We start from the raw sequence: 13,257 nt of genomic DNA on the forward strand, positions 1-13,257 counted from the left end.
CGCCGATTGCGGAAATTTGGGAACGAACTGCGGCTTGAGACCTGCCGCCGTCCGTTCCCACACCAGGCTTAGTCGACGCTGACTTCCTTGCGGTTGTCGCGCGAGACGCGGTCGATCATCTTGTTATACGGATCGACGCCGACCTCGAAGGGCTTCTCCTTGACGGTGACCGTCACGACCGGATTGTCGCCCGTTAGCGTCAGCTTCTTGAGCAGCAGGACGCGCTCGTCCTTCTCCTTGGCGCCGGGAGCGCGCGCGAAGACACCGATCTCCACCGGCTCGTCATAGGCGCGCGGCGTCTCCTTGCCGTGGCCGTCGGCCTCCATCTTCGCCAGGTGCAGCTTCATGGTCACGTCCCACTGTCCGTCGCTGCGCTTGACGGCTTTCGCCTCCGTCACACGGTTATCGTAGAAGACGATCTTCTCGAACAGGTCGGCGATCAGGGCGTGCTTGTCCTGCGGTGCCTCGGCGCGGATGTAGTCCAGCAGCTCGCTCGAGGTCGTGAACGGCGACTCCTGGTAGCCCTTGTCCTGCAGGAAGCGCTTGAGCGCACGGTTCAGGGCTTCTTCACCGATCTCGTCGCGCAGGCGGTAGAACACCAGGCTGCCCTTGCGGTAGTGGATATAGTCCTGGTTCTCCACGCGGTACAGCGGCAGTTCCTCGATCCGTTCGCCGCCGCGCGAACTCAGGTAACGGTCGAGCTCATAGCGCAGGAAGCGGCGCATCTGGTGGCGTCCGTACTCCTTCTCCATCACCATCAGCGCCGAGTACTGCGACAGCGACTCGATCAGCATGCTCGCGCCCTGCACGTCGGCGGCCGTCACCTGGTGGCCCCACCACTGGTGCGCCACTTCATGCGCCGTCACGTAGAACACGTAGTCGATGGAATCCTTGTCGCGCAGGTCGGCGATGAAGCCGATCGACTCCGAGAACGGGATGGTGTTCGCGAACGACTGGGCGAAACGCGCATAGTTCGGGAACTCCAGGATCCGCACCTGCTTGTGCTGGTAGGGCGTGAACTGGGTCGTGAAGTAGTCCAGCGCCTTCTGGGTGGCCGTCACCATCCGCTCCACGTTGTAGGTGTGCTTCGGATCGTGATAGACCTCGATCGGGATGCCCTTCCACTCGGCCTTCTTCACCTGCCAGTCGGCCGACAGGTAGGCGAAGAACGGCATCATCTTCTGGTCCATCTTGTACTGGTAGTAGTTGCGGCCATTGGCCTGCCACGACTTCTGCAGGTAGCCCGGCGCCAGCGCGGTCTGCTTGCCGCTGGTCGAGACCGTGGTCTCGAAGCTGATCCAGTCCGCGTCCGCCCCGAACAGCGAGTGGCGGCGCGCGGCCTGGTCTTCGAGCTTGGGCATGCGCTCCGGCTCGCCGAGGCCGCGCTTGCGGCGCTCGTTGCGGTCGCGCAGTTCCATGTCGCTCTGGTAGCCCAGCTGCGGGAAGAATTGGCGATTGTTGAAGAAGCTGCCGTTCAGGTTGATCGTGTCCGGGCTGCCGCCGTTGTTGAAGCCCGGACGGCGCACGTCGACCGTGAATGCGATCGGCATGCGCTCGCCCGGCTGCATCGGCTGCGCCAGCTTGAGGATGCTGAAGCCGGCCTCCTTGTCGCTCACCACCACCTGGTGCGGCGGCAATCTGGTCCAGGTGACGGTGGCGTCGGAATTGACCTGCAGCGGGAGGCTGTCGACCGGCTTGCCGGTGCGGTTCTCCAGCACGTAGCTGCCGCGGATCGCCAGTCGGCGCTCTTCCGGATAGATGTCCACGTCGGCACGCACGTCGATCACCTTCGCATGCGACAGGTCCTTGTACTTGCGGTAGTTCTTCTCGTACTGGGCTTGCTTGTCCATCGCGACGTCGCCGGCTTCGTACTGTGCCAGGGTGTTGGTGTTGTAGAAGATCCAGCCGCCGGTCGCGGCGAATGCAGCGACGGATACGGCCAGCGCCGCACCCGAAGCGCCTTTCAGGCGCTGCCCTGCTTCGCGCACGCGGATGCGCCAGGCGAAGGACAGGCCGCGCACCCAGAAGGCCTGGGCCACGATCAGCGCCGCTACCATGAACAGGCTCCAGTAGATGGCGAACCAGCTCCATCCCTTGAGGAAGTGGCCGAAGCCGTTCATGTCCGAGTACGGGGTGCCCGGCAGTCCAGCGATGTTGTACAGGTTGTGGTCCAGGTGCAGGATGCCGGCGGTGACCTGCCACACCATGAAGAGGATCATCAGGAGGTAGCCGATGAACTTGTTGTTGGTCACGACCTGCAGCACCAGGGCAAAGAGACCCATCAGGATGAAAGGCAGGCCTGCGATCAGGGTGCTCTTCAGGTAAACCATCGGCTCGATCGGTGCGCCGCCCTTGAACAGCTGGATCGCAATCGACGCCAGCACGCCGGTGAACAGGAAGGCCAGTACCACGCCGGTCAGCGCCAGGCTCTTGGCCACCAGCGGCGCCCAGTTCGGCATCGGCATGGCGTCGTTGACGTCCGCGATCCGCGCCTGGCGTTCCTTGAAGATCAGCTCACCCGCATAGAAGGTGACGATGATGAGCAGCATGAAGGTGAAGCTGCCGTTCATCAGCTCGACCATCAGATGGGTCATCGGATAGACGGTGGTGCCGAAGATTTCGCCCATCTGCGACGAGCTGCCCACCAGGTTGAGCACGCTGAACAGCAGCATGACGAGGAAGGGCACGCTCTTGAACACGGCCGCCGCGTCGAACTTGAAGATGTGCCAGCACTGGATCCAGCGCGTGGAAGCGCCGAAGCGCGGCTCGATGCGCGGCAGCTTGAGCTGTGCCGGTACCGGCGCGGCCTGGGCCTGCAGCTTGGCCTTGCCGAACAGGCGCTTGCCGGTGCCGGCGCGCTGCGGCTTGAACAGGGCCAGCGTCAGCCCGAACAGTACCAGCGCCACGGCACTCCACAGCGCGCGGTTGGCCAGTATGTAGCCGGCAATGTCGGGCAGGCCGGCATTCGACTCGGCGGTGGAGAAGTAGCGCGTGGAGCGCGAGAATGCACGCAGGCCGAACGGGTCGGACAGCACGGCGAGCCATTCGTTGTCGATGTTCACGGTGAAGGTACCGGCGACGATCCACAGCACGAAGAACGCGAGCACGCCGACGTACACGAGCATGATCGAGCGGGTGGTCGCGGCCAGCAGCATCAGGAGCGCGCCGATCAGCAGCAGGTTCGGTACCACGAGCACGCCGAGCGCCCACAGGAAGGCCGCTCCCGGGAACGGCCCGACGCGCTGCACGTCGACCCAGGGCATCAGCGGCCCGAGCATCATGCCGACCACGATGCCTGCAAAGATCACCAGGCAGGCCAGCAGGCCGGCGGCGAAGCGGCCGACCAGGTAGTCGCGCTTCTTCATGGGCGTGGCGAACAGCATGTCCGAGATCCCGACTTCGCTGTCGCGCAGGACGGTGCCGGCGATGAAGATGGTGACGACGAACATCGACATCAGGCTGAACACGCCGAGCATCTGGGCGACGACGACCGGCGCATTGCGGTTGACGTTGCCGATGCTGCCGCCGACCTGGATCGCGTCAGTGGTGCTGGCGCCGAAGGCGAGCGCGCCGAAGATCAGCGCGCAGACCCACAACAGCGGCTGGCGCAGCTGGGTGCTGAGCTCGAACTTGAAGAATTCCCTTAACATGGCCGCTCCTTACGCAGTCACCATCGCCGCCGACGGCGCGGTGGCGCCTGCCGTGGCCGATTGCGCCCGGCTGGCATTGCGGATCTGGAGGAAGTACACGTCTTCGAGGTCCGGCTCGACGCTCACGAAGCCCTCGTCCGGCTGGGACTCGGCGAACACATTGATCTGCGGCCGGCCCGCCACCAGGCGAGTCGACAGCACGTTGAAGCGCTCCTGGTATTCCGCCAGCGCGTCCTGGCTGACGGTGCGGCGCCAGACGCGGTTCTTGAGCGTATCGATCGCCGCCTGCGGTTCGCCCTGCAGCAGCACGGTGCCGCGCGCGATCATCGCCATGCGTGGGCACAGGTCGGTCACGTCCTCGACGATGTGGGTCGACAGGATCACGACCACCTGCTCGCCGATCTTGGCCAGCAGGTTCAGGAAGCGGTTGCGCTCGTCCGGATCGAGACCGGCGGTTGGTTCGTCGACGATCACCAGGCGCGGCGCGCCCAGCAGGGCCTGGGCGATGCCGAAACGCTGGCGCATGCCGCCCGAATAGGTGCCGAGGGCGCGCTTGCGCGCTTCCCACAGGTTGGTCTGCTGCAGCAGGGCCTCGACCGCTTCCTTGCGCTCGCCCTTGCCGGTCAGGCCCTTCAGGACCGCGAAATGGTTCAGCAGGCGCTCGGCGCTGACCTTCTGGTACACCCCGAAGTCCTGCGGCAGGTAGCCGAGCTGGCGGCGCAGCCCTTCCTTGTCCTTCAGGACGTCGAGACCGTTGAAATGGATGCTGCCGCTATCGGGATCCTGCAGCGTGGCGATAGTGCGCATCAGCGAGGATTTGCCGGCGCCGTTCGGCCCCAGCAGGCCGAACATCCCATTCGGAATCTCGAGGCTGACATCGTTGATGGCTTTGACGCCATTCGCATACGTCTTGTTGAGCTGCTTGATCGATAACATCTGTGTTCTCCAGGTCCCGTTGTTTATCAATGCAATCGCCCGCCACCGGCGGAACGAGGCAAGTGTTGCCAGAAGATAATGTACAGATAAGGAGTGCGAATGCCAGGTTTTTTGCGACCGGCTGCAGGATTCCGGGAATGAACGACGTGTTTTTGCCAGATGCATGCAGATGGCATACGCTTCTCATCCGAGTCGCATGGCGAAGAGAAACCGACAGACTTTCTTTTATCGAAAATTGTCAGTCAACTTCTTATGCCGGAGAGCGGCAAACCTGGTCTATTAATCGAATTTGCTGGTGTAGCCCAGCCGGCCAGTTGCCGGGTCGGGCTCGAGTTTGTAGATATCCCAGCCCTTGGCGGGCGTCGATCGCTCCAGCTTGTAAGCCAGAACAACCCGTTCGCCGTCGGTCCTCAGGTTGATTGCGCCGTAGACGGCAATGCTGCGATCGAGCTTGTCGACAAGTGCCTCGAACTTGATTTGTGCCCGGTCTCTTTTCTCATCCGTGTCCGCCTCGGAGATCTTCGCTGCCAGTTCTTTCAACTGCTCCCTGAGCACGGACGGGTGCTTGATCGACTCCTTGGTCGACCTCGCCAGTTCCGTGCTGAACACCAGCGGTCGGTCGCCTCGGCTGTTTTTCGCGATCGCTCCAAGGGCGTCTGGACGAGGGTGGCCGTAAGGCTCATCATCGCCGCTCGAGATGACCGTGGCGATGGGATTGATCGCCCTCACAAGCGACAGTAGCGTATCTGCGCTGCCGTGATGGCATGCCTTCGCGACATCGCTCTGAAAAATTGGTCGCGCCGCTTCCACGAGCAAAGCGATCTCCCCGGCATTTGACGGATCCGCCTTGATTCCTGTGTGCGCCTCGAGCAAAAGCTGACTCGATTCCATGTTGAGATCGCCCCCGAGGAAAACGCTGACATTGTTCAGCTTTAGCCGCAACACGACCGAATGCCCATTCTTGGTCCTGCCCGCGTCGCCCAACCAGCGCAGGCCCGGCTCCCCATCGACATCTTCTAGATAGGGCCCCAGCACCTCGATGACCAAGTCGCTTCCCTCGCCGTGCCCGGGCATGTAGTGGTCCGAATGGCTCAACATGAGGAAGTCGTCGAACTTTTCTGCGTCCAACGCATTCCGGAGCATCGTGGGATATCGTTTACCTGCCGAGGTAGCGGCGTCGGCGAGGAATTCATGCAATTCATCCTTGTTGCGGACGAGGCCAGTCACGTATTTGTGGTCGCCTGCTTCGTTCATTGCGCCCAATACTCCGGCTCGCCGGCCGGCTACGTTTTCCATCAAACCGTTGGTGTACACGGTGCGGAAGCGAATGTTGGGTGCTTTGAACAAATATTCGAAGCCGCCATAGTGATCGCTGTCCGAATGCGAAATCACTGCCGCATCCAGTACTGTCTCCTCCTTGAAGCCGAAGCGCCAGCGCAGGAAGCGGTACATGTTGTCGCCCTTCCCCGCGTCGACGACATAGCGCTCGCCCCCAGGTGTCACTACGAGCGCGCCATCGCCCTGCCCGATATCGACGAACACAATTTCCAGCAAGCGATGCGCTTGTGTGTCGATAGCGCGGATCCATCCTTCCACCTTTCGTACCTTTACCAAGTGGTACTTGCCATCCGCGCTGGTATCAAGGACAGTCAGTTCATCTCCCCACAATAAATGTTTTATTGGCGAGAGTGCTTCAGGGGGCTGCCCATCGAGGCTGTCGCCACGCTCGTACACAATTGCGGAGGGATATCCCGCGTACAGGTATTCGGCCATCTGTTGACTCCTTAGCGAAGACTTCAGTTTGTAGAACCGCTACACAGTTCAGAGGGCGAAGTTGAATACGCCACTGCAACGCATTGGACTTCCCGGATCAGCACAGTGACAACAGCATTTGATCGCATCACATCGGGATGGACTAATGGTTAATAGTAATTTTAACTATTTGTATTTGCAATAACTAATTTATGCAGAGGCAGACTGCGTGCTTCGAGCGCGCTGTCTGCACGGACAGCGCACGGCTGGAAGCGCTCAATAACGGACTTTCACTCGACGCACCATCTTATGGATCTGGTACAGGTCGGGAATCAGCACGCGTGGTGGGAAATCGCTATGCCAATCCCGGCAGTTCCCGCAGCCTGCACGAAGCTTGCCGGCAAATAGGAGGTTTGCGAAACGACGCCCTCAACAAGTGCGACCGCGAAATCAAGGCAAGCCTCTTGAACGCCGGCCAAGTCATCCAGCTCGGCTTCGCTGACGACAAAGCTGAACCGGGAATCGATGTGGCATCTGTTCTTCAAAATGCGTGGCTCACCTTTTTTCCACGTCCCGTCAACGCGAATGGGGTGAGAAGCAGCAAGGAATCGACATCCAAGGCCTCCCCCTGCGATGCGGAGAATGCAGCTCAACTGGCCCTCTTCTGACCAGAAATTGCGTTGTCGGGATTGTAGCCGTCGCCACCACGATGCGCACCTCTGCTCGCTCGCAAACGCAGCTCCTCAATACTTCTTAAGATGTGGCGACTCTGCCCCAGTCCCCTGAAGGAAACCGATGAGTCTAGCCGTGTTGAGAAGCCGGGCCCTGGCCGGCATGGAGGCGCCCGCCGTCAGCGTCGAGGTGCACCTGGCCAATGGATTACCGGCGCTGACCATCGTCGGCCTGCCTGACGCCGAGGTGCGCGAAGCCAAGGACCGGGTGCGCGCGGCGCTGCAGAACTCGGGCTTCACGATCCCGCCGCGCCGCATCACGGTCAACCTGGCGCCGGCCGACCTGCCGAAGGAGTCCGGCCGTTTCGACCTGCCGATCGCGCTCGGCATACTGGCCGCCTCGCAGCAGATCGCGGGCGAGGCCCTGGCGCGTTATGAATTCGCGGGCGAGCTGTCGCTGTCGGGCGAGTTGCGCCCGATCCGCGGCGCACTGGCGATGACCTTCGCGATGCACCGCCATGGCGATGGCGGGCGTGGCAGGGCGCGCGCCTTCATCCTGCCGCTGGCGAATGCCGACGAAGCGGCGCTGGTGAGCGACGCCGCCATCTACCCGGCGCGTACCCTGCTCGAGGTGTGCGCCCACTTCGCCCACGGCGCTGGCAATATGCGGCTGTCGCGCCACCAGGGACAGGCGCCGCAGACCCTGCCCGACTACCCCGATTTCGCCGAAGTGAAGGGCCAGCAGAGCGCCAAGCGCGCACTCGAAGTGGCCGCGGCGGGCCTGCACTCGGTGCTCATGATCGGACCGCCCGGCGCGGGAAAAAGCATGCTGGCCGCGCGCTTTCCCGGCCTGCTGCCGCCGATGTGCCAGGACGAAGCCCTGGAGTCGGCCGCGGTGCAGTCGATCGCCGGCAGCTTTTCGCCCGAGCGCTGGCGCCGGCGTCCGTTCCGCAGTCCGCACCACACGAGCTCCGGGGTGGCCCTGGTCGGCGGCGGCAACCTGCCGCGACCCGGCGAAGTCTCGCTGGCCCACCACGGCGTACTGTTCCTGGACGAGCTGCCCGAGTTCGACCGGCGCGTGCTCGAGGTATTGCGCGAGCCGCTCGAATCGGGCCGCATCACGATTTCGCGCGCGGCGCGCCAGGCCGACTTCCCGGCCCGCTTCCAGCTGGTGGCGGCAATGAATCCCTGTCCCTGCGGCTGGCTCGGTCACGCCTCCGGCAAATGCCGCTGCACGCCGGAAACCGCGCAACGCTACCAGGACCGCGTCTCCGGCCCCCTGCTCGACCGCATCGACATCCAGCTGACGCTGGCGGCCATGCCGGCCGAGAGCATCGCGGGCCAGGCCGATGGTGAAGCCAGTAGCGCGATCGCCGAACGGGTGGCGCGCGCCCATGCGCTGCAGCTGGCGCGCCAGGGCAAGCCGAACCAGCGCCTGGAGCCGCGCGACATCGACCGCTACTGCCGTCCCGATGCGGCCGGCGAGCGCCTGCTGCGCGCGGCCATGCAGCAGCTGCACTGGTCGGCGCGCGCCTACCACCGCGTGCTCAAGGTAGCGCGCACGGTGGCCGATCTGGCGGCCAGCGAGCATGTCGCGGCGGAGCACATCGCCCAGGCGATCCAGTACCGGCGCGCGCTGCGCGAGGGCTGAGCCATGCGTGACAGGTAGTGGTTGCGTTCGACGCGCCGCCTGCTACCATCGTGGCATGCACCTCAAACAACTCTCGTACGCAGCGCTTGCGGTCCTTACTCTGGCGAGCTGCTCGCCCACCTACAACTGGCGCGACTATACCAGCAGCGACGGCAGCTTCCGCGTCCTGTTCCCTGCCAAACCCTCGACCCACACGCGGCCCATCGACCTGGGCGGCATCAAGGTCGACATGACCATGACCGCCGCCGAAGTGGAAGGCACGACCTTCGCCGTCGGCACCGCCGTGGCGCCGGATGCGGCCCTGGCCCAGGCCACCCTGCCCGCGATGCGCCAGGCGCTGCTGCGCAATATCGGGGCCAGCGCGCCGGCTGGCGAGACGCTCGATGTCGATGCGGTCGGCAAGGGCAATGGCGGTCCGGTGCGCCTGGTCGGGCGCTTCGTCGCCAAGGGCGCGCGCATGTACCAGGTGATCGTGGTGGGCAAGCCGGGCGCGATGCCGCCCGAGCATACCGAACAGTTCCTCTCTTCCTTCGCGCCGCAATGATGAATGACCCTAGCCCGGCCCTGCGCACGGCAGGCCTCTCCAAATCCTTCGGCCGCCCGGCGGTCGATGGGCTCGAGCTGCAGGTGCGGCGCGGCGAGCTGTATGCGCTGCTCGGCCCCAACGGCGCCGGCAAGACCACGACCCTGCGCATGGTGACCGGCCTGCTGGCGCCGGACGCCGGCCGCATCGAGGTCTTCGGCATCGACCTGGAGGAGGCGCCGCTGGAGGCCAAGCGCCGCATGGCCTACCTGCCGGACGATCCGATGTTGTACGGGAAGCTCAAGCCCACCGAGTACCTCGAGTTCGTGGCGGGGCTATGGGGCGTCGATGCAGGGTCGGCCGAACCGCGCGCACGCGAACTGCTCGACTGGCTGGACCTGAGCCCGCACGCACACGAGCTGACGGAAGGCTTTTCGCGCGGGATGAAGCAGAAGCTGGCGCTGGCCGGCGCACTGATCCACGAGCCCGAACTGCTGATCCTCGACGAGCCGCTCACCGGCCTGGATGCGGCAGCGGCACGCCAGGTCAAGGACCTGCTGCTGTCGCACGTGGCCAAGGGCGGCACCGTGATTCTCACCACCCACATCCTGGAAGTAGCAGAGCGCTTGGCGCAGCGCATCGGCATCATCCAGCAGGGCCGCCTGATCGCGGAAGGTACGCTCGATGAGCTGCGCGCGCGCACCAGCGGCGCGAGCCTCGAGGACGTGTTCCTGCAGCTGACCGCGCAGCCATGATGAGCGTCCCGGGCAGCATTCCCTGGCTGTTCCGCCACGAGCTGCGGCTGCTGTGGTTCAACGCCGCGGCGTCCAGCAAGCCGGGCAAGGCGGCGCGCCGCCCTGGCACGGCCGGACTGGCAACCATCGCCGTGGTCTGGCTGGCGCTGCATGCGCTGGCCTGGTATGCGGTCAAGCTGATCGCCGGCATCGGCATGGCCGACCCGCGCATCATGGTGGGGGTGAGCGCCCTGCTGTTCGGCCTCATGACCTTCATGCTCTCCAGCGCGCTCAAGTCGAGCGTGATGGTGCTGTTCGAACGCGGCGACCTGGACCTGTTGCTGTCCTCGCCCCTGCCCTCGCGCAGCATCTTCACCGTGCGCCTCGCCACGGTGGCCGTGGGCACGGCGGCGCCCTACCTGTTCTTCCTGGGGCCGTTCGCGCACATGGGGGCCGTGCTCGGCCACCTGGGCTGGCTCGCGCTCTATCCGGTCCTGCTGGGTACTGCCACCATCATCGCCTGCGCCGCGATGCTGCTGACGCTCGGCCTGGTGCGCACGATCGGCGCGCGCCGCACGCGCGTCATCGCGCAGATCATCGGCGCCCTGGCCGGTGCGATGATCTTCATCCTGTCGCAGCTGTTCTCGCACTTCGCCTCGCGCATGGAAGCGCAGGCCATGGCGGCGTTTGCACGGGCCTTCGCCTCAGATGGACCGCTGTGTGTCGACAGCCCGCTGTGGCTGCCGGGCCGTGCGCTGCTGGGCGAGCCGCTCCCGGTGCTCGGGATCGCGGCGCTGGCGCTGGCCGCTTTTACGTTCACGGCAGGCCGTACGCACCGCTTCTTTGTGCACGGGTTGCAGCAGGCGGCATCCTCGTCGAGGACGGCGCGCAGGCCCGCGGGCGGGGTGCGCTATCGCTTCGGGCGCGGGCTGGTGGCGGCCGTGCTGTTCAAGGAGTGGCGGCTGATCCTGCGCGACCCGCACCTGATTTCGCAGGTGGCGCTGCAGCTGATCTACCTGCTGCCGCTGTTCTTCGTCATCTTCCAGCGCGGCGAGCTGCGCCTGACGGCGCTGGGGGCCGGGTTGACGCTGCTGTGCAGTTCGCTGACAGCCTCGCTGGCCTGGATCGTGGTGTCGGCCGAAGATGCGCCCGACCTGCTGCGCCTGTCGCCGTCGCCACAACGTACGATCCGCTTCGCCAAGCTGGGCGCGGCCGTCCTGCCACCGCTCGCGCTGGTGCTCATCCCCCTGGCCTGGCTGCTGGTGCGCGACCCGCTGGCCGGCCTGGTCACGGTCCTGTGCGTTACCGGTGCGGTCTGTACAGCGGCGCTGATCGTGCACTGGTGCGGGCGGCCGGGATCGCGCAGCGACTTCCAGACACGCGGCAAGAGCGACGTGCTGACCACGATCCTCGAGATGCTCAACAGCCTGGCCTGGGGCGGGCTGGCATGGGCGCTGTCGGCGCTGGTGGCGGACGCGTCCGACAAGCTGATCGTCGCGACCTGGATCGCGGCCGCGGCGGTGCTAGTGGTGCTCGCACTGTCCTGGTTCCTGCGGCGGCCGCAGCCCTAAGTGCGTGCGCGGGATGACCGGGTTTTCAAGACGTGTTATCGTTTAGTCACTAACAGATCAATGGGCATAGTTATGTTGATTACATTCAAGTGCAAATCCTATCCTGAGGTCCTGATGTACCAGGAACACGCCAAGCGCATCCTGGACCTGCTGCATAAGGATATCGAACGCGGCGTCATCACCGCGGAAGAGGCGCCACGCGCGGTGGCGCTGCTCGAGGGCGAAATCGAAGAAAGCCGCAAGCACCAGATCTCGGAGCAGGTCGAGCGCGACGTGCAGGCGCACCATGGTGAAACCGAAGACAACGAACACGAGCCGATCGAGGTGGTCACCTTCTCCACGCGGGCCTATCCCCTGCTCGAGATGCTGCGCTCGGCACGCGACCAGCATACGGATGTGCTCTGGGGGGTTTGAGGCTCTCTACGAATGGCTGAATGAGCGGGGCGCAAGCCCCGCTTTTTTTATCCGCTGGTGCAGCGCTGACCCAGCTCCATGGAACGCTTGACTCTGACACTGATGTCAGGCTTTACAGTCCTTTCACCAAACCAACGAAAGGACCTGACACATGACCTCCTGGAGAACTCTTTCTCTGCCCCTGATGGCCTTCGTGCCATTGGCCGCCTCCATCCACGCCGAAACACCGGACGTATCCAACAGGGGCAGCCTGGCCTGCCCCGCTGTCCAGGACGCAGCCGGACATGCAGAGCCGGGTGAAGTGGTGCGTGAGTTATACCGACTCGTCTCTGGGCCGCCGGGTAAAGGGAAGGACTGGGCACGTCTGCGCGACTTGCACGCTCTTGGAGCGATTATTACTGTTCCTCAACATGTCGGGGACAGGGTCGATGCGACGACTTACAATGTGGAAGGGTTCGCCGCGCTGAACGACAAGCTGTTTGGACAGCGCGGTTTTTATGAAGTCGAACTCCGGCAGGAAACGCAGAAATTCGGGCACGTGGCGCATGTGTGGAGTGCCTACGCCAGTAGCGAACACCCCGGCGGCCGTCCTTACGCCTACGGCATCAACAGCTTTCAGCTGCTAAATGATGGCAAGCGTTGGTGCGTGGTGTCCGCTACCTGGGATGGAGACGCGTCGCGCCATGTTGCGATACGTGACTGGGCACGCCTGCCTGCCGCACCAGTCCATTGATCCAGGAAACAGATGAAAGCAGACCACTACTCGATTGGAGAACTGTCACGCCTAACAGGCGTCAGCGTGCGCGCCTTGCGCCACTACGAGCAGATCGGTGTGCTTCCTGCCCAGCGCACGGCGTCCGGCTATCGCGTTTTCATGCCGGCAGCCGTGGAGCACGTCAAACGCATTCAGGTCCTGTTGAAGAACGGCTTCACGCTGGCGCAAATCCAGCCCGTGGTCTCGGTGTTTGGCCTGGAGCTCGAGACGCGCCGCAGTGTCTGCGGCGACGTGATCCGTCTGTACCACGCAAAGCTCGAGGAACTGGACGAACGCATCGCTTCGCTGGTTGCACTGCGCGAACAGGCGGCGGCGCGGCTTGCGTTCATCGAGCAGCAGCGTCGCGCTGGTGGACCCGCATAGTTCACTCGTTGAGCCAGGCCGGCATGGTTCACCTTGAAGGGAAAGCACAAAGCAAAAAAGCCCATCCAGATCACTGGATGGGCTTTTTCATATAACTAGCCTGACGATAACCTACTTTCACACTGGTTGCAGCACTATCATCGGCGCAAAGTCGTTTCACGGTCCTGTTCGGGATGGGAAGGGGTGGGACCGACTTGCTATGGTCATCAGGCTTTGA

At 64.0% G+C, this 13,257-nt stretch carries 11 protein-coding genes and 1 rRNA gene; 8 read left to right on the forward strand and 4 right to left on the reverse strand.

Features of this window, described 5'->3' with window-relative positions:
* Window positions 1–68: 68 nt before the first annotated feature.
* The 3 genes from LK542_RS21455 to LK542_RS21465 form a co-directional block, all read right to left on the reverse strand.
* On the reverse strand, window positions 69–3,650 hold the full coding sequence (locus LK542_RS21455) for a M1 family aminopeptidase (protein WP_227813514.1): 3,582 nt from the start codon (window positions 3,648–3,650) through the stop codon (window positions 69–71).
* Between the two features lie 9 nt (window positions 3,651–3,659).
* Window positions 3,660–4,586 (reverse strand): ABC transporter ATP-binding protein, encoded by a 927-nt coding sequence (locus LK542_RS21460; protein ID WP_227799791.1) that lies wholly within the window; start codon window positions 4,584–4,586, stop codon window positions 3,660–3,662.
* A gap of 279 nt (window positions 4,587–4,865) precedes the next feature.
* Window positions 4,866–6,359 carry a ComEC/Rec2 family competence protein gene (locus LK542_RS21465; protein ID WP_227813515.1) on the reverse strand — a complete coding sequence of 498 codons (1,494 nt, stop codon included), beginning with the start codon at window positions 6,357–6,359 and terminating at the stop codon, window positions 4,866–4,868.
* 191 nt (window positions 6,360–6,550) lie between these two features.
* Here LK542_RS21465 and LK542_RS21470 point away from each other — a divergent pair, with 191 nt between their 5' ends.
* The 8 genes from LK542_RS21470 (at window position 6,551) to LK542_RS21505 (ending at window position 13,040) form a co-directional block, all read left to right on the forward strand.
* Window positions 6,551–7,006 carry a hypothetical protein gene (locus LK542_RS21470; protein WP_227813516.1) on the forward strand — a complete coding sequence of 152 codons (456 nt, stop codon included), beginning with the start codon at window positions 6,551–6,553 and terminating at the stop codon, window positions 7,004–7,006.
* Between the two features lie 127 nt (window positions 7,007–7,133).
* Complete coding sequence (locus tag LK542_RS21475) at window positions 7,134–8,660, forward strand: YifB family Mg chelatase-like AAA ATPase (protein ID WP_227813517.1); 1,527 nt, start codon at window positions 7,134–7,136, stop codon at window positions 8,658–8,660.
* Between the two features lie 55 nt (window positions 8,661–8,715).
* Window positions 8,716–9,204 carry a hypothetical protein gene (locus tag LK542_RS21480; RefSeq protein WP_227813518.1) on the forward strand — a complete coding sequence of 163 codons (489 nt, stop codon included), beginning with the start codon at window positions 8,716–8,718 and terminating at the stop codon, window positions 9,202–9,204.
* Window positions 9,201–9,938, forward strand: coding sequence for an ABC transporter ATP-binding protein (locus LK542_RS21485; RefSeq protein WP_227813519.1), 738 nt, complete (start codon window positions 9,201–9,203; stop codon window positions 9,936–9,938). The genes LK542_RS21480 and LK542_RS21485 overlap by 4 nt, the downstream gene beginning before the upstream one ends.
* Window positions 9,935–11,488, forward strand: coding sequence for a hypothetical protein (locus LK542_RS21490; RefSeq protein ID WP_227813520.1), 1,554 nt, complete (start codon window positions 9,935–9,937; stop codon window positions 11,486–11,488). The genes LK542_RS21485 and LK542_RS21490 overlap by 4 nt, the downstream gene beginning before the upstream one ends.
* Before the next feature lie 72 nt (window positions 11,489–11,560).
* A complete protein-coding gene (locus tag LK542_RS21495) occupies window positions 11,561–11,902 on the forward strand; it encodes a DUF1840 domain-containing protein (protein WP_227799785.1) in 342 nt (113 codons plus the stop codon).
* A gap of 151 nt (window positions 11,903–12,053) precedes the next feature.
* Entirely contained in the window at window positions 12,054–12,635 is a 582-nt protein-coding gene (locus LK542_RS21500) for a hypothetical protein (protein WP_227813521.1), read from the forward strand.
* A gap of 12 nt (window positions 12,636–12,647) precedes the next feature.
* A complete protein-coding gene (locus LK542_RS21505) occupies window positions 12,648–13,040 on the forward strand; it encodes a MerR family transcriptional regulator (protein ID WP_227799783.1) in 393 nt (130 codons plus the stop codon).
* A 98-nt stretch (window positions 13,041–13,138) separates the two neighbouring features.
* On the opposite strand, the gene rrf is transcribed toward LK542_RS21505, so the two are convergent.
* Window positions 13,139–13,251, reverse strand: a 5S ribosomal RNA gene (rrf, locus tag LK542_RS21510).
* Window positions 13,252–13,257 lie beyond the last annotated feature (6 nt).

Origin of the sequence: Massilia sp. IC2-477 (genome assembly GCF_020707265.1) — a bacterium.
Lineage (GTDB): Bacteria > Pseudomonadota > Gammaproteobacteria > Burkholderiales > Burkholderiaceae_D > Telluria.

Coding starts and splice junctions, on each gene's coding strand:
- LK542_RS21455 (WP_227813514.1), bottom strand. CDS start 3,650: ATGTTAAGGGAATTCTTCAAGTTCGAGCTCAGCACCCAGCTGCGCCAG.
- LK542_RS21460 (WP_227799791.1), bottom strand. CDS start 4,586: ATGTTATCGATCAAGCAGCTCAACAAGACGTATGCGAATGGCGTCAAA.
- LK542_RS21465 (WP_227813515.1), bottom strand. CDS start 6,359: ATGGCCGAATACCTGTACGCGGGATATCCCTCCGCAATTGTGTACGAG.
- LK542_RS21470 (WP_227813516.1), top strand. CDS start 6,551: ATGCAGAGGCAGACTGCGTGCTTCGAGCGCGCTGTCTGCACGGACAGC.
- LK542_RS21475 (WP_227813517.1), top strand. CDS start 7,134: ATGAGTCTAGCCGTGTTGAGAAGCCGGGCCCTGGCCGGCATGGAGGCG.
- LK542_RS21480 (WP_227813518.1), top strand. CDS start 8,716: ATGCACCTCAAACAACTCTCGTACGCAGCGCTTGCGGTCCTTACTCTG.
- LK542_RS21485 (WP_227813519.1), top strand. CDS start 9,201: ATGATGAATGACCCTAGCCCGGCCCTGCGCACGGCAGGCCTCTCCAAA.
- LK542_RS21490 (WP_227813520.1), top strand. CDS start 9,935: ATGATGAGCGTCCCGGGCAGCATTCCCTGGCTGTTCCGCCACGAGCTG.
- LK542_RS21495 (WP_227799785.1), top strand. CDS start 11,561: ATGTTGATTACATTCAAGTGCAAATCCTATCCTGAGGTCCTGATGTAC.
- LK542_RS21500 (WP_227813521.1), top strand. CDS start 12,054: ATGACCTCCTGGAGAACTCTTTCTCTGCCCCTGATGGCCTTCGTGCCA.
- LK542_RS21505 (WP_227799783.1), top strand. CDS start 12,648: ATGAAAGCAGACCACTACTCGATTGGAGAACTGTCACGCCTAACAGGC.